The sequence below is a fragment of the Streptomyces sp. NBC_00647 genome, from assembly GCF_045207245.1.
In the GTDB taxonomy this organism is placed as follows: Bacteria; Actinomycetota; Actinomycetes; order Streptomycetales; family Streptomycetaceae; genus Streptomyces.
Map to the genome: position 1 here is coordinate 3,751,988 of NZ_CP109040.1, position 24,921 is coordinate 3,776,908.

At 71.6% G+C, this 24,921-nt stretch carries 24 protein-coding genes; 14 read left to right on the forward strand and 10 right to left on the reverse strand.

The features are described from left to right. Positions 1 to 20: 20 nt before the first annotated feature. Entirely contained in the window at positions 21 to 1,484 is a 1,464-nt protein-coding gene (locus tag OG788_RS16475) for an MFS transporter (protein ID WP_406371650.1), read from the forward strand. Between the two features lie 97 nt (positions 1,485 to 1,581). Here OG788_RS16475 and OG788_RS16480 read toward each other — a convergent pair whose 3' ends face one another. Further along, positions 1,582 to 2,499, reverse strand: a complete 918-nt coding sequence (locus OG788_RS16480) for a helix-turn-helix transcriptional regulator (protein WP_406376769.1) — start codon at positions 2,497 to 2,499, stop codon at positions 1,582 to 1,584. A 344-nt stretch (positions 2,500 to 2,843) separates the two neighbouring features. Between OG788_RS16480 and OG788_RS16485 the strand changes: the two genes are divergently transcribed. The 6 genes from OG788_RS16485 to OG788_RS16510 all read left to right on the forward strand — a co-directional run bounded on the left by OG788_RS16485 (position 2,844) and on the right by OG788_RS16510 (position 8,848). Next, positions 2,844 to 4,274, forward strand: a complete 1,431-nt coding sequence (locus OG788_RS16485) for an MFS transporter (RefSeq protein ID WP_356757088.1) — start codon at positions 2,844 to 2,846, stop codon at positions 4,272 to 4,274. Between the two features lie 280 nt (positions 4,275 to 4,554). Beyond that, positions 4,555 to 5,829, forward strand: a complete 1,275-nt coding sequence (locus OG788_RS16490) for a M14 family zinc carboxypeptidase (protein ID WP_406376770.1) — start codon at positions 4,555 to 4,557, stop codon at positions 5,827 to 5,829. Between the two features lie 106 nt (positions 5,830 to 5,935). Further along, positions 5,936 to 6,142: a hypothetical protein gene (locus tag OG788_RS16495; RefSeq protein ID WP_266758517.1), complete on the forward strand. Its 207-nt coding sequence runs from the start codon at positions 5,936 to 5,938 to the stop codon at positions 6,140 to 6,142. 121 nt (positions 6,143 to 6,263) lie between these two features. Beyond that, complete coding sequence (locus OG788_RS16500; RefSeq protein ID WP_406371652.1) at positions 6,264 to 7,058, forward strand: hypothetical protein; 795 nt, start codon at positions 6,264 to 6,266, stop codon at positions 7,056 to 7,058. After that, a complete protein-coding gene (locus tag OG788_RS16505; protein WP_406371653.1) occupies positions 7,045 to 7,674 on the forward strand; it encodes a Fic family protein in 630 nt (209 codons plus the stop codon). The genes OG788_RS16500 and OG788_RS16505 overlap by 14 nt, the downstream gene beginning before the upstream one ends. A 121-nt stretch (positions 7,675 to 7,795) precedes the next feature. Next, entirely contained in the window at positions 7,796 to 8,848 is a 1,053-nt protein-coding gene (locus tag OG788_RS16510; protein WP_406371655.1) for a chitinase, read from the forward strand. A gap of 173 nt (positions 8,849 to 9,021) precedes the next feature. Here the strand turns inward: OG788_RS16510 and OG788_RS16515 are convergent, their stop codons facing one another. After that, positions 9,022 to 10,404 (reverse strand): glycine--tRNA ligase, encoded by a 1,383-nt coding sequence (locus tag OG788_RS16515; RefSeq protein WP_351538443.1) that lies wholly within the window; start codon positions 10,402 to 10,404, stop codon positions 9,022 to 9,024. A gap of 197 nt (positions 10,405 to 10,601) precedes the next feature. Between OG788_RS16515 and OG788_RS16520 the strand changes: the two genes are divergently transcribed. From OG788_RS16520 to OG788_RS16535, 4 genes are read left to right on the forward strand one after another with little or no spacing between them, the layout of a single operon-like run. After that, entirely contained in the window at positions 10,602 to 11,564 is a 963-nt protein-coding gene (locus OG788_RS16520; protein WP_406371657.1) for a metal ABC transporter substrate-binding protein, read from the forward strand. A 17-nt stretch (positions 11,565 to 11,581) separates the two neighbouring features. Continuing rightward, positions 11,582 to 12,349 carry a metal ABC transporter ATP-binding protein gene (locus OG788_RS16525; RefSeq protein WP_351538449.1) on the forward strand — a complete coding sequence of 256 codons (768 nt, stop codon included), beginning with the start codon at positions 11,582 to 11,584 and terminating at the stop codon, positions 12,347 to 12,349. Beyond that, complete coding sequence (locus OG788_RS16530) at positions 12,349 to 13,299, forward strand: metal ABC transporter permease (protein ID WP_406371659.1); 951 nt, start codon at positions 12,349 to 12,351, stop codon at positions 13,297 to 13,299. Before OG788_RS16525 ends, OG788_RS16530 begins: the two co-directional genes overlap by 1 nt. A gap of 10 nt (positions 13,300 to 13,309) precedes the next feature. Beyond that, the gene (locus tag OG788_RS16535; RefSeq protein ID WP_406371661.1) at positions 13,310 to 13,726 is read left to right on the forward strand and encodes a Fur family transcriptional regulator; all 417 of its coding nucleotides are present in this window, start codon (positions 13,310 to 13,312) and stop codon (positions 13,724 to 13,726) included. Between the two features lie 28 nt (positions 13,727 to 13,754). On the opposite strand, the gene OG788_RS16540 is transcribed toward OG788_RS16535, so the two are convergent. The 6 genes from OG788_RS16540 to OG788_RS16565 form a co-directional block, all read right to left on the reverse strand. Further along, complete coding sequence (locus OG788_RS16540; RefSeq protein WP_406371663.1) at positions 13,755 to 14,321, reverse strand: YcxB family protein; 567 nt, start codon at positions 14,319 to 14,321, stop codon at positions 13,755 to 13,757. Between the two features lie 74 nt (positions 14,322 to 14,395). Further along, a complete protein-coding gene (locus OG788_RS16545; RefSeq protein WP_266758536.1) occupies positions 14,396 to 15,241 on the reverse strand; it encodes an isoprenyl transferase in 846 nt (281 codons plus the stop codon). A 101-nt stretch (positions 15,242 to 15,342) separates the two neighbouring features. After that, complete coding sequence (gene recO, locus OG788_RS16550) at positions 15,343 to 16,089, reverse strand: DNA repair protein RecO (protein WP_351538459.1); 747 nt, start codon at positions 16,087 to 16,089, stop codon at positions 15,343 to 15,345. Between the two features lie 157 nt (positions 16,090 to 16,246). After that, positions 16,247 to 16,987 (reverse strand): hypothetical protein, encoded by a 741-nt coding sequence (locus OG788_RS16555; RefSeq protein WP_406371665.1) that lies wholly within the window; start codon positions 16,985 to 16,987, stop codon positions 16,247 to 16,249. Positions 16,988 to 17,184: 197 nt separating this feature from the next. After that, positions 17,185 to 17,856 (reverse strand): response regulator, encoded by a 672-nt coding sequence (locus OG788_RS16560; RefSeq protein WP_406371667.1) that lies wholly within the window; start codon positions 17,854 to 17,856, stop codon positions 17,185 to 17,187. Next, positions 17,853 to 19,229 carry a histidine kinase gene (locus OG788_RS16565; RefSeq protein ID WP_406371669.1) on the reverse strand — a complete coding sequence of 459 codons (1,377 nt, stop codon included), beginning with the start codon at positions 19,227 to 19,229 and terminating at the stop codon, positions 17,853 to 17,855. Before OG788_RS16565 ends, OG788_RS16560 begins: the two co-directional genes overlap by 4 nt. Positions 19,230 to 19,361: 132 nt before the next feature. On the opposite strand from OG788_RS16565, the gene OG788_RS16570 reads away from it, so the two are divergent. Continuing rightward, entirely contained in the window at positions 19,362 to 20,276 is a 915-nt protein-coding gene (locus tag OG788_RS16570; RefSeq protein WP_406371671.1) for an ATP-binding cassette domain-containing protein, read from the forward strand. Beyond that, positions 20,273 to 21,130 carry an ABC transporter permease gene (locus tag OG788_RS16575; RefSeq protein WP_406371673.1) on the forward strand — a complete coding sequence of 286 codons (858 nt, stop codon included), beginning with the start codon at positions 20,273 to 20,275 and terminating at the stop codon, positions 21,128 to 21,130. Before OG788_RS16570 ends, OG788_RS16575 begins: the two co-directional genes overlap by 4 nt. A 306-nt stretch (positions 21,131 to 21,436) precedes the next feature. On the opposite strand, the gene OG788_RS16580 is transcribed toward OG788_RS16575, so the two are convergent. Further along, entirely contained in the window at positions 21,437 to 21,838 is a 402-nt protein-coding gene (locus OG788_RS16580; protein WP_406376772.1) for a protein phosphatase, read from the reverse strand. 436 nt (positions 21,839 to 22,274) lie between these two features. Then, positions 22,275 to 23,015 (reverse strand): FadR/GntR family transcriptional regulator, encoded by a 741-nt coding sequence (locus OG788_RS16585; protein ID WP_406376773.1) that lies wholly within the window; start codon positions 23,013 to 23,015, stop codon positions 22,275 to 22,277. Positions 23,016 to 23,283: 268 nt separating this feature from the next. Between OG788_RS16585 and OG788_RS16590 the strand changes: the two genes are divergently transcribed. After that, positions 23,284 to 24,912, forward strand: a complete 1,629-nt coding sequence (locus OG788_RS16590) for an ABC transporter substrate-binding protein (RefSeq protein WP_406371674.1) — start codon at positions 23,284 to 23,286, stop codon at positions 24,910 to 24,912. Positions 24,913 to 24,921 lie beyond the last annotated feature (9 nt).

Here is a 24,921-nt window from a genome sequence, read left to right on the forward strand (position 1 = left end):
CAGCGGCGTACATTGAGGGAATGCCTGAGCTCAGCCACCGGCACCGGATGCTGGTGCTCGCGATCTGCTGCATGAGTCTGCTGATCGTGAGCCTCGACGTCACGGTCCTGAACGTCGCCCTGCCCTCGATGCAGCGGGAACTGCACACGGACGTCGCGGGCATGCAGTGGGCCATCGACGCGTACACCCTGGTGCTGGCCTCCCTGCTGATGCTCGCGGGCTCCACCGCCGACCGCATCGGCCGGCGCAAGGTCTTCATGGCGGGCCTGGTCCTCTTCACCATCGGCTCGGTGCTCTGCTCCCTCGCCCCGAACCTGGACGCGCTCATCGTCTTCCGGATGGTCCAGGCCGTCGGCGGCTCGATGCTGAACCCGGTGGCGATGTCGATCATCACCAACACGTTCACGGACCCGCGCGAACGCGCCCGCGCGATCGGCGTGTGGGGCGCCGTGGTCGGCATCTCCATGGCCGCCGGACCTCTGGTGGGCGGCCTGCTCGTCGAGACGGTCGGCTGGCGGTCGATCTTCTGGATCAACCTCCCCATCGGCCTCGCCGCGCTCCTGCTGACCCTGCGTTTCGTCCCCGAGTCCCGCGCGCCCAAGGCCCGCCGCCCCGACCCGGTCGGCCAGCTCCTCGTCATCGTGCTGCTCGGCTCGCTGACGTACGCCATCATCGAGGCGCCCACCTCCGGCGCCCTGTGGACCACCGGCTTCGGCGTGATCGCCCTCGCCGCACTGCTCGGCCTCCTGTGGTACGAGCCCCGGCGCGACGAACCCCTCATCGACCTGCGCTTCTTCCGCTCGGCGCCGTTCAGCGGGGCCACCGTCATCGCGGTGAGCGCGTTCGCCGCGCTCAGCGGCTTCCTGTTCCTGTCGACGCTGTACCTGCAGAACGTGCGCGGCCTCGACGCCCTGCACGCGGGCCTGTGGATGCTGCCCATGGCCGCCCTGTGCTTCGTCTGCGCGCCCATCTCGGGACGCCTGGTCGGCAGCCGCGGCCCACGCCCGTCGCTGCTGATCGCCGGTGTCGCGATGACCGTGAGCGGGGTGCTGTTCGCCGCGTTCGAGGGGGAGACGTCGAACGTCACGCTCGTCATCGGCTACGTCTTCTTCGGCCTCGGCTTCGGATTCGTGAACGCCCCCATCACCAACACCGCCGTCTCCGGCATGCCGCGCTCCCAGGCGGGCGTCGCCGCCGCCGTCGCCTCGACCAGCCGCCAGATCGGCGGCACCCTCGGCGTCGCCGTCGTCGGAGCGGCCCTCGCCTCCGGCATTCACGCCTCCGCCTACCGCGACACCTTCGTCGCGGCGGCCCGCCCCGGCTGGTGGGTCATCACCGCCTGCGGTCTCGCCGTGCTCGTCCTCGGCGCGCTCACCAGCGGGCGCTGGGCCCGCGCGACGGCCGAGCGCACGGCCCGCCTGCTGGAGTCCCCGGAGATCCGGGAGACGGCGGGCGCACGGGCCCAGGACCACTCCGCCGTCTGACCGCGCCGACGCGTCACCACGTCCGCCCTCCGGCCGCACCGGCGCCTCACCGCGCCGACGGCACGGACCCGCGTCCGCCGCGTCGGCGGCACCCGGATCAGGCCGCCCCCGCCGCCTCCGCGGGGGATGCCGCTTCGGCCTCGGCGTCGGCTGCGGCCTCGGCCTCCGCCTCCGCACGCGCCTCCGCCTCCGCCTCCAGCGCGATCGCGTGCAGCTTCTCCAGCCGTTCGCGGCTCTCCTCGTCGGAGGGCGCGTACGTCACCATGCGGGCACCGAGATCGGGCGCGAGCCACAGGTCGGTGTGATCGACGGTGACGAGACCGACGTACGGGTTCACGAACTTCTTGGTCTTGCCGCGGGTGCCGACCACCTCGTACCGGTCCCAGATCTCGCGGAACTCGGCCGACTCGGACCGCAACCGCTTCAGCAGCATCTTCCAGGCGGGCTCCCCGAGATGCCCGGCCATCGAGACGCGAAGCCGCGCGGCCATCAGACGCATGGTCTCGTCCAGGAGGACGATCGACCGGCGCCACTCCTCGTTGGTGTAGGCGAGGATCATGCAGTTGCGGTCGGCGGGCGGGATCGTGTCGAGGTCGCCCATCATCAGACGCGCGTACGTGCGGTTGTACGCCAGGATGTCGTACCGGCTGTTCTGGATGCAGGCCGGAACCGGCTCCAGCTGCGTCAGGATCTGGCGCAGCGCCGGGGTGATGACCGCGCACTGGGCCGCGGGCGAGGGGTCGACGGCTCCGGCCAGCTGGAAGAGGTGCGCCCGCTCGCTGGAGTCGAGCTGCAGGGTGCGCGCCAGGGCGTCGAGAACTTGCTCGGAGACCTGGATATCGCGCGCTTGCTCGAGCCACGTGTACCAAGTGACCCCGACCGCGGAGAGCTGGGCGACCTCCTCGCGGCGCAGGCCCGGTGTGCGCCGCCGTCGGCCGCGGGGCAGCTGGACCTGCTCGGGCGTGATGCGCTCGCGCCGGCTGCGCAGGAAGGTGGCCAGCTCGTGCCGCCGGATCTCGCTGCCGCGGGACCCCGCGGGGCCCGACGCCCGCGAGGGGCCGGGCGCACCGGGCGCACTGCCGGGGGCCGCATCCGCGGGCGGCGGGCCGGAAGCCGCCGGGGACGGAGCCGACCGCTCCGGGGCCGGGGCCACCGTGTCCGGGACGGATCGCGTCCCGCCCGGGGAGGGTCGTGCCGGGTCCGGGGTGGGCCGTGCCGGGTCCGGGCCGGTGGTCGTGTCCCGCACCATGGTCGTCATGCCTCCAGCCTGCCGCTCACCGCAGCCTGTTGCCAGGTAGTGCTTGTACCAGGATAAGAAGACTCTGGTACCCGTCTGAGTCAGGGAGAAGTCTGGAGGACGTGACCGAAACCGGAACTCTCACCACCGCAGTCCGCGCCCCCACCGCGCCACCCGCACTGGGCGGCCTCGGACTGTTCACCGTGCTGCTGGGCGCGGCACTGCCCCTGATCGACTTCTTCATCGTCAACGTAGCCCTTCCGACCATCGGGCATGACCTGAACGCGAGTGAGGCCGTCCTCGAACTGGTCGTCGCGGGCTACGGGGTCGCGTACGCCGTCCTGCTCGTCCTCGGCGGACGGCTCGGCGACCTGTTCGGCCGGCGCCGGCTCTTCCTCGGCGGCATGGCGGCCTTCGGCCTGACCTCGCTCGCCTGCGGCCTCGCGCCCACCGCGTGGACGCTGGTGGCGGCACGCGTCGCCCAGGGCGCGGCGTCCGCGGCGATGCTGCCGCAGGTCCTCGCCACCATCCAGTCGGCGACCTCCGGTCCCCGCCGCGCCAAGGCGATGGGCCTGTACGGCGCCACGGCCGGCCTGTCCATGGTGGCCGGGCAGATCCTCGGCGGCGTCCTGGTCGCGGCCGACATCGCGGGCACCGGCTGGCGCTCGGTGTTCCTCGTGAACGTGCCCGTCGTCGTCCTCGGTCTGGTCCTGGCCGCCCGTGCCGTCCCCGAGACCCGCTCGCAGCACCCGGAGCCGATCGACGCCCCCGGCACCGTCCTGCTCGCGGTGGCCCTGCTGGCCCTGCTCGCCCCGCTCACCGAGGGCCGGGCGGCGGGCTGGCCGCTGTGGACCTGGGTGTCCCTCGCCCTGTTCCCGCTCGCGGCCGCCGCCTTCTACCTCGTCGAACGCCGCGCGGACCGGGGCGGCCGGACCCCCCTGGTACCGCCGAGCCTGCTCGAGCTGACCTCGCTGCGCCGGGGTCTGATCATGATCGTGCCGTTCTCGATCGGCTTCAGCGGCTTCATGTTCGTGATCGCGGTGGCCCTGCAGCGCGGCGCCGGCCTCGGCCCTGTCGCCGCGGGGATGGCCCTCGCGCCCATGGCGGTCGTCTTCTTCATCACGTCCCTGTGCGGCCCCCGGCTGATCGCCCGCTACGGCACCCGGGTCGTCACCGCCGGCGGGCTGATCCAGGCGGTGGGCGTGGCGCTCATCGCCCTGGCCGCCTGGCGGTCCTGGCCGGACCTCGGGGTGGCGGAACTGCTGCCCGGCGCGGCGGTCGCCGGCGCGGGTCAGGCGCTCCAGCTCCCCGTCCTCATCCGGATCGTCCTCTCCGAGGTGCCGGCCGCCCGGGCCGGCGTCGGCAGCGGCGTGATGGCCACCACCCAGCAGGCGGCCCTCGCCGTCGGGGTGGCCACCCTCGGCACCCTGTTCCTGTCCCTCGTCCCGGCCCACGGCATGCGCGACGCCCTGGTGACGACGCTCCTGGTCCAGCTGGTGGGCGTGGCCCTGACCACGGCACTGAGCCTGCGGCTGCCGCGCACGATCAGCTGAGGGGCCGGCCCCGGCCGGCCGCGCGAACCGGCGGCCGGCCACCCTCGCGGCCACCGGCATATGCATCGGCCATGAGCCCAACTTCCCTCCTTTCAGGGGCTGTTGACACCGGTGATGCACCATGTCGTACTGAGTCGCACTGAAGTCGAACAGAACGCGCCCGGCGGTGGCCCGGCGCGTTCCGTCCGGCCGAACCGCGATCCGAGGAGAGCCCCGTGGCCGAGGTCAAGATCCGTGCGCTGGACCAGACGGAGACCGGGGACGACAGCGGTTCCGAACACTGAGCTATCCCACGCCCGCCGACGTCACCCGCACCGCCGAAGCACTGGCCGCCCGGCATCCCGGCCTGTGCCGGCTCAGCACGATCGGCCACTCCCGACGCGGCGTCCCGCTGCGGATGCTGAGCGTCGGAAAGGGGCCGCGGCACGCCCTCGTGGTCGCGGGCGCGCACCCCAACGAGTACGTCGGCGGGGGCACCCTCCTCGCGCTGGCCCACCGGGCGCTGGCCGGCGAACGGCCCGGCACCGTATGGAACCTGATGCTGTGCCTCGATCCGGACGGAGCCCGCCTCAACGACGGCGGACACCACGCCGACACCCTCTTCGACCACTACCGCCGCTTCTTCCGCCCCACGGCCGACGAGCAGCCCGAATGGGCACCCGCCCTCCCCCGTCCCCGGTTCCTGCCGGAGAGCCGCGCCCTGCTCGACGTCATCCGCCGGCTGCGGCCCTTCATCCAGATCTCTCTGCACGGCACGGACATCGGCGGCACCTTCGCCCAGGTGACCCGAGAGGTACCCGGCCTCGACCGGACCCTCGCCGCCTCCGCCGAACGGCTCGGCATCCCGGTCGAAAGGGCCCCGCTGGACGCCCTGCACTGGCCCACGAGCGCCCCCGGCGTCTTCGTCCTGCCACCCCCCGGAGCGCCCGAACGCCCCACCGCCTTCCCGGAGAACGCCCACCGCTCCACCTGGCTCGCCCCGCACGCCCACGGCGGCGTCACCGCGGTGGTGGAAGTGCCGGTCTGGGCCGCCGCCGGGTTCGCCGACCTCACTCCCCACCCCGCCCCCGAACAACGGTTGCAGCACTGGGCGGAACGCCTTCGGGCCTACGCCCACACCGTCCGCGGCCACTACGAACGGGCTCGCCCGCACCTTCCCCCGCCCGGTCCGGACGCCGGCTTCAGCATGCGCCGGGCCGTGGCCGAAACGCTGCGTGTATGCGGCCCGTTGGCCGACAGCTGGGACCCCGCGCACTCGTCCTTCACGCCGCTGCCCGATCTCACCCGCGCCCGCACGGCCAGCATCGAGGGCTTCGCCCGGCGAACCCCGCTCCGGGCCGCGGCCATGCTGCTGCGCCTCCTGGAGGAATACGCGCCGACCCCGGGGACCGCGCCCCAACGCGCCGAACTGGAAGCCATCGTCGCGCGCTGGTGCGCCGCCTACTCGGCGAGTTTCACGGCGACCTGGGTTCCGGTGCACCGGCAGATAGAACACCAGGTCAACGTCACCACCGCCGCCGTCGAGGCCGCCGAAGGACACCTCGCCGCCTCATGAGAGCGACCGCACCCTCACCGAACTCACCGCCGAAGAACCCCCGTTGATCTTCACCATGCTGCACACTCCTTGCTGCGCAGACGAAGCGGGAGAACCAGGAGGCGTCATGCTGCAGATCAACACGAGCAAAGTAAGCCGCTGGGACCAGCACGGCCGCGAACACACCGTCCGCGTGCAACGAGCGGGCGTGCAGCGCACCATCAGATGCGACACCTGCGGCTGGCGCAAAAGCGCCCAGTTCCTCCCCTGGCTGAAGGCGGAGGAACACCTGGCCGAGGAACACCAGGCGACGGTCGACCCCAAAGAGGCCTGAGGGCCGCCGCCCGGATCAGGCTGCGGACGGGGGCACGACCGGGGCCAGAGGTCGGGTCCGGGGTCGGGGTCCGGAAAAATCAGTCGCCGACCCCGGCGCCGCGGGCCGAGACTGAGGGCCCATGGCAGCGGACGGAAGAGCGGACCCGGCACTGACGTACAACCGAGACACCTTGCCCTTCCCCGAGAACCTCGTACCCCGCGTCTCCTTCGAGACCTTCCGGAACTGGGAGAACCTCGACCCGGCCCGCCACCCCTTCGTCTGGGACGAGGACGAGGAAGCGCGCCTCCGTGCGCTGGTGCGCCCATGGGTGCCGCCCGTGCTCTCCGGCGGGGCCGGCTGGTGGCAGGGCGAGTACTGGTGCGAGCACCAGGTGGACGCGATCATCCGTGAGCGCTACGGCAGTTGGGCCCTGGGCTGGCGCTGGGGCTGCCAGTACGGCGCAGTCGCCGGCGGCTGGGACCACGCGTCCACCTCGGTCACGACTCCCGACGAGACCGCGGCCCGCGCGGCGGCCGCGCTGCTGCAGTGGCGGGGGGTGCTGGAGTGGCTGGCCCGGCGCTTCGCGGACCTGGCGCCACCGTCCGACGCCTCGCCCGAGGTCCGCAGCTGGCACCTGGAGCGGGCCTGCGTCCGGCTCGTGACCCTCGCGCTGGACTCGGGCGTGGAGGGCGCGCTGCCCGGGCAGGCCGGACGGCTCCTGCTCTGGTTCCTCACCAGCACCGGCATGAGCCCGGACGACGCCGACCAGGTGGTGGAGGCCGCGATCGGCGGCCGTTTCGAGAGCTGGGTCGCTCCCGCGCAGACCCTGATCGACTCGGTCGGCGAGGACTTCGCCGTCGCCCTCACAGGTCACGCCCCCTACCAGGACCACCGCGAGCGGGCCGCCCTGGAGGACTTCCATGACCGCCGCTGACAGCCTGACCACCTGGCTGCGCGTGCGCCGCGAGGCCGAGTGGCACCGAGCGCCCGCCCTGAGGCCCGGTCGGCCCGCGCGCGACGGGTTCCGGACCTGGTGTGCCGGGCCCGTCCATCGGCGCGACCCCGTCCGCGCCGGACGCCTGCTCCGCGCGTACGCCCTGGCCCGCGCCGACGCCGCGCGCCGCGCCCCGCTCGACTTCGTCCTGGCGGCCCGCTGGCAGTGCGAGGTCCTCGGCACGACGGAAGCACCGTTCCGCACGGGGGACGCCTACGCGAAGGGCGGACGCGAGCGCTACGGCCTCACCCCGCGCACCCCGGCCGACTTCGCCGCCTGTCTGCGCGAGGCCACCGACCCGGACGTCCCGCTCGCGGCCCGCGCCGCCCGCGCCTACCTCGATGTGGCGTTCTTCCACCCGTTCGGCGACGGCAACGCCCGTGCGGCCCTCCTGACCCTGGTCCACGTCCTGGCCCGCGAGAACGTCGTCCTTCCGGAGGTCGGCCCCCTCCAGACCACCCGCTACGCGGACGACCCCGCGGGCGCCGACGACCTGGCCGCGCTCATCGGCGTACTCGACCGCCGCCGCCACGCGGCCCAGCCCCGCAGCCGGTGAGCCGAGGGCGGCCGCCCGGAGTCACCGGCGCCACTTTGGTCCAGACCTATTGACGAAAGGTCTGGACCGCGCGACTGTCATGCCTACGACACCTCACCGCACCCCCACCGGGAGGCCTCGCATGATCCGTCGGAAGCTGCGCCTGCTCGCCGTCGCCCTGGCGGCAGCCGTCCTCACCCCCCTGTCGATCGCGGGCGCCCCCAGCGCCTCCGCGGCGGACACCTGCGCCGTCAAGTCCCGCCCCTCCGGAAAGGTTCTCCAGGGATACTGGGAGAACTGGGACGGCTCGTCCAACGGTGTGCACCCGCCCTTCGGGTGGACACCGATCACCGACTCCCGTATCGCCGCGCACGGCTACAACGTGATCAACGCGGCGTTCCCCGTCATCCGCTCGGACGGCACGGCGCTGTGGCAGGACGGGATGGACACCGGCGTGAAGGTCGCGACGCCCGCCGAGATGTGCGCGGCCAAGGCGTCGGGGCAGACGATCCTGCTGTCCATCGGCGGAGCGGCTGCCGGGATCGACCTGAGTTCGTCCGCGGTCGCCGACCGTTTCGTCGCGACGATCGTGCCCATCCTGAAGAAGTACAACTTCGACGGGATCGACATCGACATCGAGACGGGACTCGTCGGCAGCGGGAACATCGGTCAGCTCTCCGCCTCCCAGGCCAACCTGATCCGCATCATCGACGGAGTGCTGACGCAGATGCCGTCCAACTTCGGGCTGACCATGGCGCCGGAGACGGCGTACGTCACCGGCGGCAGCATCGCGTACGGCTCGATCTGGGGCGCCTATCTGCCGATCGTCAAGAAGTACGCGGACAACGGACGTCTGTGGTGGCTGAACATGCAGTACTACAACGGGAGCATGTACGGCTGTTCCGGTGACTCGTACTCCGCGGGCACGGTGCAGGGCTTCACCGCCCAGACCGACTGCCTGGACAAGGGGCTCGTGGTGCAGGGGACCACCATCAGGGTTCCCTACGACAAGCAGGTGCCGGGGCTGCCCGCGCAGTCCGGTGCCGGCGGTGGCTACATGTCACCGAGTCTCGTCTCCCAGGCCTGGCGCCACTACGGGACCGGCCTCAAGGGTCTGATGACCTGGTCCGTCAACTGGGACGGCTCGAAGAACTGGACGTTCGGAGACAACGTGAAGGCCCTGCAGGGCCGTTGAGGCCGGCCCGGCCGATGGGGCCGGGAGGAGGCGCCGCCGCCCGGTGCCACCCACGCCGCACCGGTGCCGCCCGGCGGCCGGTGCCGTCGATGCCCGGACACCCCATGGTCCGGGACGACGCGAAGCCCCCGGTTCCCTGCTCGGGAACCGGGGGCTTCGTGAGCGGCGGGTGATCAGCAGCCGATGAGGCGGCTGGCCAGGTAGCCCTCGATCTGGTCGAGCGAGACACGCTCCTGCTTCATCGAGTCGCGCTCGCGCACCGTGACGGCGTTGTCGTCGAGGGTGTCGAAGTCGACCGTGACGCAGAACGGGGTGCCGATCTCGTCCTGGCGACGGTAGCGGCGGCCGATGGCGCCGGCGTCGTCGAACTCGATGTTCCAGTTCTGGCGCAGCGCGGTGGCCAGACCCTTGGCCTTGGGCGAGAGCTCCGGGTTGCGCGACAGGGGCAGCACGGCGACCTTGACGGGCGCGAGGCGCGGGTCGAGGCGCAGCACGGTGCGCTTCTCCATCTTGCCCTTGGCGTTCGGGGCCTCGTCCTCGACGTAGGCGTCGAGGAGGAAGGCCAGCATCGCGCGGCCGACACCGGCGGCGGGCTCGATGACGTACGGGGTCCAGCGCTCTCCGGCTTCCTGGTCGAAGTAGGAGAGGTCCTGGCCGGAGGCCTTGGAGTGCGCGCCGAGGTCGAAGTCGGTGCGGTTGGCGACGCCCTCCAGCTCACCCCACTCGTTGCCGCCGAACTGGAAGCGGTACTCGATGTCGGCGGTGCGCTTGGAGTAGTGGGAGAGCTTCTCCTTGGCGTGCTCGTACCAGCGCATGTTGTCTTCGCTGAGGCCGAGGCCGGTGTACCAGTTCCAGCGCTCCTGCATCCAGTACTCCTGCCACTTCTCGTCCTCGCCCGGCTTGACGAAGAACTCCATCTCCATCTGCTCGAACTCGCGGGTGCGGAAGATGAAGTTGCCGGGCGTGATCTCGTTGCGGAAGGACTTGCCCATCTGGGCGATGCCGAAGGGCGGCTTGCGGCGCGAGGTCGTCTGCACCTGGGCGAAGTTGGTGAAGATGCCCTGAGCGGTCTCGGGGCGCAGGTAGGCGACGGAGCCGCTGTCCTGGGTGGGGCCGAGGTGGGTGCTCAGGAGGCCGGAGAACTGCTTGGGCTCGGTGAACATGCCCTTGTTGCCGCAGTTGGGGCAGTTCACGTCCGAGAGGCCGTTCTCCGGGAGGCGGTGGTGCTTCGCCTCGTAGGCCTCCTCCAGGTGGTCGGCGCGGTAGCGCTTGTGACAGGAGGTGCACTCGGTGAGGGGGTCGGTGAAGGTGGCGACGTGGCCGGAGGCGACCCAGGTCTCGGTGGCCAGGATCACCGACGAGTCGATACCGACGACGTCCTCACGGGAGGTGACCATGTAACGCCACCACTGGCGCTTGATGTTCTCCTTGAGTTCGACGCCGAGCGGGCCGTAGTCCCAGGCGGCACGCTGTCCGCCGTAGATCTCACTACTGGGGAAAACGAAGCCACGGCGCTTGCTCAGGCTGACGATGGTCTCGATCTTGTCGGCGGCCACGGTGCTCTCTTCATTACGAACGGACGGCAGCGAATGCTTCAGGTTACCGGCGTCGCCCACCCCTGTATCAAATCGGTTCGCGGAGTGGGCCGCTTCCTGCCGCTTACATCCGCTTGATGCCCGTTGCCGGGGGGTGCGCGGCCGCCCCGACGAGGGCTTGTTGACAATCGTTTCCAGATTTGTTGAAAATGAGTGTCATGAACGTACGACGACGCCTCATATCGGGGTCCGCGGTCGTGGCGGCCACCGCCCTCGGCCTCGGCGCTCTCTCGGCCTGCTCCGGCTCCGCCTCGGCCGACGGCAAGAGCAACGGAAAACTCGACGTGGTGGCGTCGTTCTACCCGCTCCAGTACCTCGCCGAGGAGATCGGCGGGACGCATGTGAACGTCACGAACCTGACCCAGCCCGGCCAGGAGCCGCACGACCTGGAGATCAGCGCCCGGCAGACCGCGCAGCTCCAGGAGGCGGACGCCGTCCTGTACCTCAAGAACCTCCAGCCTGCCGTCGACGACGCGGTCGCCCAGGCCGAGGTGAAGACCAAGATCGACGCCGCCTCGCTGACGACGCTGGAGAAGCACGGCAACGAGGTCGGCGGGCACGCGGCCGCCCACGACGACAGCGAGGGCGAGGGGACCGGCGCCACCGACCCGCACATCTGGCTCGACCCGGTGCGGTTCGCCGAGGTCGCCGAGGGGGTCTCCGACGCACTGAAGAAGGCCGACCCGAAGCACACCGCGGACTACGAGAAGAACATGTCGGCGCTGCGGAAGAAGTTCGTCGCGCTGAACACCGACTTCCACAACGGTCTCGCGGACACCAAGACCAAGACCTTCATCACCACCCACGCCGCGTTCGGCTACCTCGCCGAGCGCTACGGGCTCACCGAGGAGGCCATCAACGGCCTGGACCCGGAGTCGGAGCCCAGCGCGAACCGGGTGAAGGGCCTGGAGACGATGGCGAAGGCCGACGGCGTCACGACGGTGTTCTACGAGACGCTCGTCAGCGACAAGACGGCCAGGACGATCGCCGACGACACGGGTCTTCGCACGGATGTCCTCGACCCGCTCGAGGGCATCACCGACAAGTCCAGGGGCAGCGACTACATGCAGGTCATGGAGTCGAACCTGAAGGCGCTGCAGACGGCTCTCGGCGCCAAGTGACCAGTGTGGAGGACGTCGTGAGCGAGTCCGTCGTATCCCTGCGCGGTGTCCGGGCGGAGCTGGGTTCGCGCCCGGTCCTGCGCGGCATCGATCTCACCGTGCGCCGCGGCGAGGTCGTCGCGCTGCTCGGCGCCAACGGCTCGGGCAAGTCGACCGCGGTGCGCAGTGTCATCGGCCAGGTCTCCGTCAGCGCAGGCGAGATCGAGATCTTCGGCGTCCCGGGGCGCCGTTTCCGCGACTGGCACCGGGTCGGATACGTCCCGCAGCGGACCACGGCGGCGGGCGGTGTGCCCGCGACGGTCACCGAGATCGTCGCCTCGGGGCGGCTGTCCCGGGCCCGCTTCGGTGTGCTGCGCAAGGCGGATCACGCGGCCGTGCGGCGGGCCCTGGAGCTCGTCGGGATGGCGGACCGCGCGAAGGACTCCGTGAACGCCCTGTCGGGCGGGCAGCACCAGCGGGTCCTCATCGCCCGCGCGCTGGCCTGCGAGCCCGAACTGCTGATCATGGACGAGCCGATGGCGGGCGTGGACCTCGCCAGCCAGGAGGTGCTGGCCGCGACCCTGCGCGACCAGGTCGCCCAGGGCACCTCCGTCCTGCTCGTGCTGCACGAGCTGGGCCCCCTGGAGCCGCTGATCGACCGCGCGGTCGTCCTGCGGGACGGCTGTGTGCTGCACGACGGCCCGCCACCGCAGGCGGTCGGCCAGCACGCGCTGCCCGGCCACGACCACGTGCACCCGCACGCGGCTCATGACGCCGAACCCCTCCGGACGGGACTGCTGAGCTGATGGACATCCTCGACTACGCCTTCATGCAGCGGGCTCTGCTCGCCGCCGTCCTGGTGGGCATCACCGCCCCCGCCGTCGGCATCTATCTGGTCCAGCGCCGCCAGGCCCTGATGGGCGACGGGATCGGCCATGTGGCCATGACGGGTGTCGGCCTCGGTTTCCTGCTGTCCACGTCACCGGTGTGGATGGCGATGGCCGTGTCCGTGCTGGGCGCCGTGCTCATGGAGCTGATCCGCTGGTACGGCAGGACGCGCGGGGACATCGCGCTGGCCATGCTCTTCTACGGGGGCATGGCGGGCGGCGTGATGTTCATCAACCTCGCGCCGGGTGGCTCGAACGCCAACCTGACCTCGTATCTCTTCGGCTCCCTGTCGACGGTCAGCGAGTCCGACGTGACGGCGATCTGCCTGCTGGCCGCCTTCGTCGTGCTCGTCACGGTGGGACTGCGCCGCCAGTTGTTCGCGGTCAGCCAGGACGAGGAGTTCGCACGGGTGACCGGTCTTCCGGTGCGGGCCCTGAACCTGCTGACGGCGGTCACGGCGGCGGTCACGGTGACCGTCGCCATGCGGGTGGTCGGGCTGCTGCTCGTGAGCGCGCTGATGGTGGTTCCGGTGGCGGCGGCCCAGCAGCTCACCCGGAGCTTCGCGGCGACCTTCGCCATCGCGGTGGCGATCGGGGTGACCGTGACGATCGGCGGCACCGTGACGTCGTACTACCAGGACGTGCCTCCCGGCGCGACGATCGTGCTGCTGACGATCGGCGTGTTCATCGCGCTGACCGCGCTCGCGACCCCGCTGGCCCGGCGCCGGGCCCGGGCGCTGGCCGCGGCGCAGGCCGCCGGAGACCCGGCGGAGTGCACGATTCCGGCCGCGCGCGGCGCGGAGAGCACGGTCGGCGTCCGACCGGGCACAGCCCGGACTGGCACAATGGCCGGGCAAGGGCAGACGTGAGGAGGCAACGGTGACAACCGCTGGATCGCCCGTCCGGGGCCGTTCCACCCGGCAGCGTGCCGCCGTGGCGGCCGCGCTCGACGAGGTGGACGAGTTCCGGAGCGCGCAGGAGCTCCACGACATGCTCAAGCACAAGGGCGACTCGGTCGGGCTCACCACGGTCTACCGCACGCTGCAGTCCCTGGCCGACGCCGGCGAGGTCGACGTCCTGCGTACGTCCGAGGGCGAGTCCGTCTACCGGCGCTGCTCCTCCGGCGAGCACCACCACCACCTCGTCTGCCGTGTGTGCGGCAAGGCTGTGGAGGTGGAGGGCCCGGCCGTCGAGAAGTGGGCCGAGGCCATCGCGGCGGAGCACGGCTATGTGAACGTGGCCCACACGGTGGAGATCTTCGGCACGTGCTCGGAGTGCGCCGCGGCGAAGGGCTGAGTCCTCGGCGCGTGCCCGCCCCGGGGCGTCAGACGCGGGTCAGGTTGCGGTCGAGGACCGCCCGCAGCCTGTCCACGTCCGCGGGAGCGCGCACGGCGCGCTTGGGCAGCACGGTGAAGCCGACGGCGTTCTTGTCGGGGCTGAGCATGACGAAGGTGTCCGCCGTCTCCCGGTAGCGGGGCTGTGCAACCCAGTTGAGCGTCATCGTGGTGTTGTCCGTGGCCACGGTCACCCCGGCGTCCGTGACGGTCACACGGAAGGTGCCCTGGACCTCCGCGAAGCGTTGCACCTGGCGGGCCCGGAGCCAGGGCGTCAGAAAGAAGAGGGGCGCGAAAACGACAAGCCAGATCACGGGAAGCGTGGACGCGTCCTGTCCGGCCAGCGCGAGCGCGCACTCCAGGGCGACCACCACGGCCGCGGCGCCCAGCAACCAGAACTGTCTTCGGCCCGCCTTGCTGACGCCTCTGCGCGCTCTCAGCGCCGACGAGAGATCCCGGACGGCCGGCCGGTACTCCAGCTCGACGACATCCGCCCCGTGCCCCTGCGGCTGCTCCGGCAACTCCTGCTGCGGCGCAGCACCCTGACCCTCGACCACGGCCCCTCCCCGGTTCGGTGGTGATGAGCCATGATCGTAAGGCCAGGTTCGGACAACGCCCCGGACGGCGGGTGCTACGAGCCGTCGCCCCGCATGCCCTGCTCCATGGCCAGCAGGTCCTCGTTCGGGACGGCGCCGCCGAAACGCCGGTCGCGCTGCGCGTATTCGACGCAGGCACGCCACAGGTCACGCCGGTCGAAGTCGGGCCACAGCACGTCCTGGAAGACCATCTCGGCGTAACTCGACTGCCAGATGAGGTAGTTGGAGGTGCGCTGCTCACCGCTGGGGCGCAGGAACAGATCGACGTCCGGCATGTCCGGGTAGTACAGGTACTTCTGGATCGTCTTCTCGGAGACCTTGTCGGGGTCGAGCCGGCCGGCGGCGACATCGGCGGCCATCGCCTTGGCGGCGTCCGCGAGCTCGGCACGACCGCCGTAGTTGACGCAGAAGTACAGCGTCATGGCGTCGTTCTGCGTCGTCTGCTCCTGGGCGATCTGGAGCTCCTGGACGACGGACTTCCACAGCTTGGGCATGCGGCCGACCCAGCGGATCCGGATGCCGAGCTCGTCCATCTCGTCGCGGCGGCGCCGGATGACGTCCCGGTTGAAGTTCATGAGGAAGCGCACCTCGTCGGGCGAGCGCTTCCAGTTCTCGGTGGAGAAGGCGTAGAGGGAGAGGTTCTTCACACCCATCTCGATGCAGCCCTTGAGGACGTCCATGACGACGCCCTCGCCGACCCGGTGCCCCTCGGTGCGCGGCAGCCCGCGCTCCTTGGCCCACCGGCCGTTCCCGTCCATGACGACCGCGACATGGTTCGGGATGAGCTCGCCGGGGAGTTTGGGCGCGCGGGCACCGGAGGGGTGCGGTTCCGGCGTCTTGTACTCGCGGCGCTGGCGTCCCAGGATCCCGCGTACGACCATGTGCTTCTCGTCTCCCTCTTGCTTGCGCTCGGCGCTCGTCGTGCTCTGGTACTGCTTGCCGTTGTTGCTGTTCTCGTCGTTCTCGCGTACCCGGGTGGCGCCTACTTCTCCACGTAGCGCAGGGAACGCAGTCCGCGCTCCAGATGCCAGTGCAGATAGGCCGACACCAGCCCGCTGCCCTCCCGGACGTGCCGCGGCTCGCTCGCGTCCGCCGTCTCCCAGTCTCCCGTGAGCAGCGCACCGAGGAGTTCGAGGGCCTGAGGCGAGGGTACGACGCTGCCGGGCACCCGGCAGTCGACGCAGACGGAACCTCCCGCCGCGACCGAGAAGAACCGATTCGGTCCCGGCATGCCGCATTTGGCACAGGCGCTGAAGCTGGGCGCGTAGCCGTTGACGGCGAGGGAGCGCAGCAGGAAGGCGTCGAGGACGAGGTGCGGCTCGTGCTCGCCCCGGGCGAGAGTGCGGAGTCCGCCGACCAGCAGCAGATACTGCTGCACCGCGGGCTCCCCCTCATGGTCGGTGAACCGCTCGGCGGTCTCCAGCATGGCGGTGCCCGCGGTGTAGCGCGCGTAGTCGGTGACGATTCCGCCACCGTACGGAGCGATCGTCTCGCTCTGCGTGCACAGGGGCAGCCCGCGTCCGATCAGTTCGCTGCCGCGCGCGAAGAACTGCACGTCCACATGGGAGAAGGGTTCGAGGCGCGCCCCGAACTTGGACTTGGTCCGCCGGACACCGCGCGCCACCGCCCGTACGCGCCCGTGACCGCGTGTGAGCAGCGTGATGATCCGGTCCGCCTCACCCAGCTTCTGGGTGCGCAGCACGATGCCGTCGTCGCGGAACAGACTCATGCGGCCCATTCTCGCCTACGGCACCCGCGCCCCGGCCCCGATGGGCCTCTTTGCGCCCGGGGACCCCCACGAGGCGCCTCACGGCGGCCGCGTGCGGCCCCGCGGGCAGGGTCCCGGCCCGCCCGCCGAGCGCCCGGGCGACGGCCTTCGTCGCCGGTCAGGCGACGCGTTCCAGGCCGGCCTCCACGGACTGCCGAGTGCCGTCCCGCTTGGTCGACTCGTAGGCGAAGTCCATGGTGTCCCCGGGGTTCAGCGTGAGGGTGATGCGGCCGTTCGTGACGCAGTTGCCGGACTGGATGTCCTCCCCGAGGGTCACCCGGTCGCCGCCGCTGACCGTCGTCAGGGTGACGACGCCGTGGCAGTCGGAGGACTCCATCGCGTAGTGGATGCTGCCGACCTGTTCCCGCCGGCTCCCGCCGCTCAGCTCCACGGTGACGCGGTAGTGGTCGGTCCTGCCGGCGTCGACCTCCTCGGCGTAGCCCTGCCAGCGCCCGAGGAATTCCTCCGGGAGACCTACGGCCGCCGGAGCCGTGGAGGGGGCCTCGTCGGACACCCCGGCCCCGTCGGACACCCCGGGTGCGGCGGACACCCCGGGTGCGGCGGACACCGCGGGTGCGGCGGACGCGCTCGGCGGCCCCGACGCGCGCGGGACACCGGCCTCATCGGGCACGCCGGGTGTGCCGGAGACGGGCGACGCGCCGCCGACCGACGGACCGGAGCCGCGCTGTTCCATATCCCCGCTCAGCTGCACGAACAGCCCGATGAGCGCCGCGACGACCGTGGCGGCGGCGCCGATCAGGGCTACGACGAGCGCGGTCCGGTGGGAGTCGCCAGGGACCGGTTGGCCCCGGCGCTGCGGCCTCGCGTAGGGATCCGTCGGGGACTGCGGTCTGGTCATGGCGCTGCCTCGGGTCCGTGGTTCTGAGGAAGATCAGCCCATATTGCCGCCCGGACACCGCAGTTGTGCGACATTCACGCAAAACTACGGAATAGATCATGGTGAATCGATTCGCCCCTCTTGCGTCACCGGGGTCACCGGCATCCGGCCCGGACATCCGGTGCGCGCACACCCCGGTACGCGGTCCTCCGGGGTGCTCACCGGCTCACGGACACCAGCCCCGCCTCGTACGCGATGATCACCAGCTGGACGCGGTCCCGGGCGTCCAGCTTCGAGAGCAGGCGGGTGAGGTACGTCTTCGCCGTGGCCACGCTGATGAAGAGCCGCTCGGCGATCTCCGTATTGGACAGCCCGGTGCCGACCAGTGTCAGGACCTCGCGCTCACGTTCGGTGATGCCTTTCAACTCGCGCTGCGCACGGGCCAGTTCGGGCCGGGAGGCGGTGAAGTCCTGGATGAGCCGGCGCGTGACGCCGGGGGCGATGAGGGCGTCCCCGGCCGCCACCACGCGGACCGCCGCGATGATGTCGTCCAGCGCCATGTCCTTGACCAGGAACCCGGACGCGCCGGCTCGCAGCGCCCCGTAGACGTAGTCGTCGTCGTCGAACGTCGTGAGGACGACGATCCTCGTCTCCTTCCTCGGCTCGGCCGCGTCCGAGGTGATCCGGCGCGTCGCCTCGATGCCGTCCATGCCGGGCATGCGGATGTCCATGACGACGACATCGGGGCAGAGCCGCGCGGTGAGGGCCACCGCCTCCGCGCCGTTCTCCGCCTCGCCCACCACCTCCAGATCCTCGATGTCGGCGATGACCATGCGCAGGGCTGTGCGGATGAGCTGCTGGTCGTCGGCGAGGAGCACCCGGACCGTCATCGGGCGGCCGCCGTGCTCGTGGCCGGGAACGGAAGGCGGGCGCTCACCCGGAAGCCGCCCTCGGGGCGCGGCCCCGCGATGAGCTCGCCGTGCAGCAGGGCGGCCCGCTCACGCATGCCGATGAGGCCGAATCCCGTGTCCGTGGTACTGCCCCTCCCCCGGCCGTCGTCGGTGATCTCGAGGGCGACCTCGGTGTCGCGGTGGTCGACGGTCACCCGGCAGGCGGTCGTCGCCGCGTGCCGTACGACGTTGGTGACCGACTCCTGGACGATCCGGAACGCGGACAGGTCGATGTCCGGCGGGAGTTGACGCCGCGCCCCCGTCCAGTGGATGTCCACGCGGACCCCCGCGGCCGTCGTCGCGGCGGCCAGCCGCTCGAGGTCGGCGAGTCCCTCGGCGGGGCGCAGCGGCGCGGCCTCGGGGACGCGGGACCGGTTGTCGGCGGGCGCGGGGCTACGGCCCGGCCCTCCGGGACCGTGTTCGGGGGACCGGCCGGGCGCGTCGGAGTCGCCCTGTCCGCGCGATCCGCCCGGCGCGTCGGAGGACGCGCCCCGGGCTCCGGGTGGGTGGGGCCGGTCCGCCTGGTCCGCCTGGTCCGCCTGGCGCAGCGCGACGAGCATGCGGCGCAGCCCGGCGAGGGTCTCCCGGCCGGCCGTCTCGACCGCCGTCATCGCCTCGCGGGCGGCGTCCGGCTGGCTGTGCACGACCCGGGCCGCCGCGCCGGCCTGGAGGGCGATGATGCCGATGCTGTGGGCGACCATGTCGTGCATCTCGCGGGCGATGCGCAGACGTTCGTCGGTGACGGCCTGGCCCGCCGCCCGGACGCGCAGTTGCTCGGCGTGGGCGCGGGTGCGGTGGGCGGCGTCGCCGAGCAGCCAGGAGACGACGACGGTCAGGGCCACGGTCAGCCCGACGAGTGTGCCGACGCCCCATCCGTGCAGCAGTCGTACCGTCAGCCAGGCGACCAGGAGGGCGAGCGCCAGGGTGAGCGCGGTGACCCCGGTACGGCGGGGACGGCCGGCCGCGATGAAGTAGAGGGCGATGTCGACGGCCAGGTACTGGGGGAGCTGGATCGCCCCCACGGCGAGGTTGACGGTGATCAGGGCGGCCGCCGCGAGCAGCAGGGTGAAGGCGGTGAGGGGCCGGCGCCCGAGGCACAGGCTGCCGGCCAGGGCCAGGGCGCACGCCACGGTGAGGAAGAGCAGGCCGTCCCAACGGTAGAACTGGACGGCGACGAGTTCGTTGGCCGCCTCTTCGCCGGGCAGCCGGACGCGCGCGAGGAACGTGAACAAGGTGCTGGCGCACCAGGCCAGGGCCACCCAGACGCCGGGCGGCACACGCTTGAGCGGGGGGAGCGGCGGCGTGACATGCATGCGCCGATCGTAGGCAGGCGGTGGGGCGCGGGCATCGGCCCGTGGACGTACAACCGGGGTCGACACGGGTCGCGGGAGAGTGTCCGCGCCGGACCGATGCGCCGGTCCGGCCGTCGGCGGGACGGTGTGGGCATGATCGAAGTCGACGAACTGACCAAGAGATACGGCGACATGACAGCTGTACGGCGGCTGACGTTCCAGGTGCGCCCGGGACGCGTCACCGGGTTCCTCGGCCCGAACGGAGCGGGCAAGACGACGACCCTGCGCATGCTCCTCGGTCTGATCGCGCCGACCGGCGGGACGGCCACCGTCGACGGACGGCCGTTCCGGGACCGCCCGCGCGGACTGCGGCATGTCGGCGCGCTGCTGGACGCGGGCGATGTGCACGGCGGGCGCAGCGCGCGGGCCCATCTGTCGGCTCTCGCCCGCGGCAACCGGATCCCGGCCGGCCGGGTCGACGAGGTGCTGCGGGAGGTGGGACTTTCGGGCTCGGCGGCCCGCCGCCGCGTCGACGGCTTCTCGCTGGGCATGCGGCAACGCCTGGGAATCGCGGCCGCGTTGCTCGGAGATCCACCGGTGCTGCTGTTCGACGAACCGCTCAACGGCCTCGACCCGGAGGGCGTGTTGTGGGTGCGCGGACTGTTCCGGGGACTCGCCGCCGAGGGCCGCACCGTCTTCGTCTCCAGCCACCTCATGTCGGAGATGGAGAACACCGCGGAGGAGTTGATCGTGATCGGGCGGGGTGAGCTGATCGCCGCGGAGAGTGTGGCGCGGTTCGCGGCGCGCGGCACCCCGCTCGCCGTGACGGTCCGGACGCCGGACGCCGAACGGCTGACGGCGGTGCTGTCCGCCGAGGGCGCGGCGGTGGCACCGTACGACGGCCGGACTCTGAAGGTGTCGGCGCTGAGCGCGGCGCGGATCGGCGAACTCGCCTTCCGGCACCGGATTCTGCTCGAGGAGCTGACCCCGCAGGCCGCCTCTCTGGAAGCGGCCTTCATGGAACTGACCGCCGACAGCGCCGAATTCCTCGCCGGAGACTCCCGATGACGACCGCCTCCGTGCCCGCCTCCCCCGACTCCGTCCCTGTTCCCGCCGCCCGTTTCGGGGACCTCCTCGTCGCCGAGTGGATCAAGCTGCGCTCGCTGCGTTCGACGTACTGGGCGCTCGGCGCCGGTGCCCTCGCGGTGATCGCGTTCAACGCGAACGCGGCGCGGGTGGACGCGGCCGACCTTCCGCGTCTCGACGACGGGATGCGTTCACAGATGGCCCGGTTGGCCCTCCGGGACGCCTTCACCGACGGCTCCGCGATGATCCTGGTCCTGGCGGTGGCGAGCATCGGCGCGATCACGGTCGTGGGTGAGTACTCGACCGGTCTGGTGCGCACGACCTTCGCGGCCGTTCCCGACCGGCGTGCCCTGATGGCCGCGAAGGCGGCCCTGCTGGCCGTCGTCATGACGGGCTACGGCGCGCTCGTCGCGGGTGCTTCGTTCGCCTCCACCCAGGCGATTCTCGCCACCCGCGACGCGGGCGTCGCCCTCACCCACCCCGGCGCGGCACGCGTCGTCTGCGCCTCGGCGCTCCTCGCCCCGGTGTGTGCCCTCGCCGGGATGGCGCTCGGCGCCCTGATCCGGCACAGCGCCACCACGATGGTCGCCGCCACCGCCGTGCTCCTGCTGATCCCCTCCTTCATCACCGACCGCTACGCCTGGACGGCCGCGGTGAAGCACGCCCAGCCGGTCAACGCCTGGAACCGGCTGGCGGACATCTCCTACGCCCACGATCCGTTCACGCTGGTCCCCCGCCATCAGGCGACGGCCCAGGGCGCCTGGATCACCTTCGCCGCCTGGGCGGCGGTGGCGGCCGTCGTCGCGATCGTGGCGGTGGACCGCCGGGATGTGTGAGCGGTCACGGCCTGTACGCCGGGCGCGGGCGGGAGGCGTGCGCGGCGGGAGGCGCGGCGTGCGGCGTGCGGCAAGGAGATTCCCGGGCCCGGCACCGGCCCCGGCGGGCGGCCCGGCGGGCTTCCGGCGGGGTGGTTCACGGGCCGGACGGGACGTACTGGCGCGATGAACACCCTCGATCCGCGGGAGCTCCCGGCACGGCTGGGCGCGGCCGGCTTCCCGGACGTGTCCGTGGACGTGCACCGGCGGGGCGACACCCTCCGCTTCCGGGCGACCCACCCCCAGGAGCGTCGTCCGGAAGGCCGTCTAGGTGCCGAACCGCCGGACGTACGCGCGCTGCCAGGGCGTCTCCACCGCGTGCCGGTCGTAGTGCCGGCGTACGTACGCCACCGCCTCCCCGGGCGGTACACCGTCGAGGACGGCGACGCAGGCCAGGGCCGTGCCGGTGCGGCCCCGGCCGCCGTAGCAGGCGATCTCGACGCGTTCGCCGGCCGCCCGCCGCCAGGCCTCGGCGAGGACCGCGCGGGCCTCGGCGCGGTCGGCCGGCAGCCGGAAGTCCGGCCAGCGCAGCCAGTGGGCCTCCCAGGGGACCGGGGGCGGCTGCCGGCCGAGCAGGTGGACGGCGTACGTGGGCACCGGGCCGCCGTCGGCGGGGAGCGGCCGGCGCAGGGCCCGGCCCCGTATCAGCCGCCCGGAGGGCAGGCACAGGACTCCCGCGCCGCCCGGCTCCCAGGTACCGCCGGGTGCGCCGGAGCCGGGCTGCGGGTGAGCGTGCGGGTCGGGTTCGGTTTCGGCCACGGGGCCAGGGTAGGACGGGCCGGGGCGAGGAGCCGAGACTGGGCGGGAGCGGAGCGGCGCCGCACCGAGGACGAGACGGACGGTTCGGACGGGTCAGCCTGTCCGGAAGGCGCCCCCGGAAGCCGCCTCCGGACAGGCCCGATGCGGGCCCGGAGCGGGACGGGCCGGAGCCGGACAGGCCCGATGCGGACCCGGAGCCGGACAGACCCGGAGCCGGACAGGCCCGATGCGGACCCGGAGCCGGACAGACCCGGAGCCGGACAGGCCCGATGCGGACCCGGAGCCGAACGGACCCGGAGCCGGACGGACCCGGAGCCGGACGGGCCCGCAGAGTGACGGGCCCGGTTCAGCTCACCCCGCGCGATCCCTGGGCGGCGCGGGCCTCGATCCCGCGGAAGTGGTCGGACATCGCGCGCTGGGCGCCCTCGACGTCCCGTGCCCGCAGGGCGGTGAGGATGTCGCGGTGGCGGCGGGCCGTCACCTCCGGGGTGATGTCGTCGGTCCAGCCCCGCACCGCCGCGACCCGCCGGAAGACGGTCCAGAAGGCGCCGAGCAGCTGGGGCACCAGCGGGTTGCCGAGCGACGCGTACAGCAACTCGTGGAACTCGCTGTCGAGTTCGGGGAAGGAGCGCCCGTCGCTGCCCGCCGACTCCATCTCTGTGACGACGGCTTCGAGCCGGTCCAGCTCCTCCTCTGTCAGCAGCTCCGCCACGCGGCTTATCAGCCCCTCCTCCAGCACCTCACGGACCTGGAGGATCTGGGCCAGCGCCCCAGTCGGATCGTCCGGACGGGCGAGCGTGCGGAAGGTCAGTCCATCGACGAACGGCGTCATGGACGCCTCGCCGACATAGGTGCCGTAGCCGTGCCGGATCTCGACTATGTCGAGTGCCTGGAGGGCCTTGAGCGCCTCACGGACCGAGTTGCGGCTCACGCCGAGATCCGTCATCAGCTCGGTCTCGGTGGGCAGCGGCGCACCGGCCGGAAGCCCCTGGTCGAGGATCAGCTGCATGACCTCGCGCTGGATCTGGCTGCTCACCCGGCGCTCGGGCCGACGCCGGTTCCCGGTCTCCTCAGGCATGCGCCGCATCGTACGCTCGCTGGACATCGGACGTCCCACCTCCGGGCTGATTAAACGCCAAGTACCGCCAACTGCCCCTGTTTCATACCGTCATTGGTCGCACCTGTGGAAGATACGCCATTCGTGTGCGATCCCTTGACCCCCTCCGCGCCCCCTCCTATGGTCACGCTGCCCCCTATGACGTAGGACGTCGTATCTCCTGTCTCCGGGCCATCGGACCGATCGCTCCACCGCTCCACCGGACCGCTCAACTGGACCACTCCTTGCTGGAGGAACCGTGCGCGACGTGAACCGCACACCGGCGCTGCACCGCCGGTCGTTCCTGAAGTACACCGGCGCCGTGGGCGCGGCCGCCGCCCTCTCCTCGTCCCTGGCCGCCTGCTCGTCCGGGCCGGAGTCCACGAACGACACCGGCGGCTCGGGCAGCGGCCGGAACGCCACGCTGACGGCCGTGATCGGCTACGGGAACGACGGCAGCTGGGACCCGACGCAGACCGCGTCGGCCTTCTGCATGGCCGCCAACAACCACATCTACGAGGGCCTGCTCGACACCGACCCGATCTCCCGCGAGCCCTACGCCGCGCTCGCCACCCAGGTGCCCGCCGATCTCACCGGCACGTCCTGGAAGTTCACCCTGCGGGCGGGCGCCACCTTCCACGACGGGAAGCCGGTCACCGCCGACGACGTGGTGTTCGTCTTCGACCGGATACTCGATCCGAAGACCCAGACCCTCGCCAAGGGCTTCTTCGCGAGCTGGCTGAAGGAAGTCCGCAAGATCGACGCGCAGAACGTCGAGCTGGTCCTCAAGTTCCCCTTCCCGGAGGGGATCTCCCGGCTCACCCTGGCGAAGATCATGCCCAAGCACGTCTTCTCGCAGCCGGGCGCCTGGGACGACGCGATCAAGGGCAAGGCGATCGGATCGGGGCCGTACCGGCAGACCGCGCACCACCCGAAGTCCAACACGACCTTCGAGGCGTTCGCCGCCTACAACGGGCCGCGCAAGCCCGCGTTCAAGAAGATGAACTGGCTGACCATAGTGGACGCCGCGCCCCGCGTCGCGAAGATCTCGGGAGCGAGCGCCGGTGCCCAGATCGCCGACAACATCCCGTACGCCAACATCGCGCAGCTCCGCAAGGGCGGCATGACCGTCCAGGGCGGCGCCGGCATGAACAACCTGTTCCTCATGTTCAACACCCGGCACAAGCCGTTCGACGACGTGCGCGTGCGGCAGGCCCTGCACTACGCCATCGACACCGGAAAGATGGTCGAGGTCGCCCTCAAGGGGCACGGCAGGCCGTCGACATCGTTCCTGAACGAGGCCAACCCCTCCTACCGGCCCGCGAAGACCGTCTACGGCTACGACCCGGAGAAGGCGAAGAAGCTCCTGAAGGAGGCCGGGGTCAAGGGGCTGAAGATCGAGATCATGTCGGTGAACGTCAGCTGGATCGTCGACTGCCTTCCGACCGTCAAGGCGTCCTGGGACGCGATCGGCGTGCAGACCACCCTGTCCCCGCAGGAGACCACGGCCGTGTTCACCAAGATGGACCAGAAGCAGGACTACCAGGTCGTCGCAGCCGCCTCGAACCCCAACCAGTTCGGCCTCGACGCCGACCTGATCATGCACTACAACTACGGCCCCCAGAACCTCTGGATGGGCTACGCCCGCTGGGCCGGTGACCCGGTGGCCAAGAAGCTCTTCAAGGACATGGACCGGGCGACGCAGGAGCCGGACGCCGACAAGAAGAAGACGATGATCCAGGACTACATCGACGTCGTCGCCGAGCAGGCCGTGCTCTACCCGGTCGTGCACAACGAGCTGATGACGGCGTGGAATCCGCAGCGGCTCGCGGGGATAAGGCCACAGCCCTACCCGGGCATCAACCTGCTGCAAGCCAAGTGGGTCTAGGCGACAGGG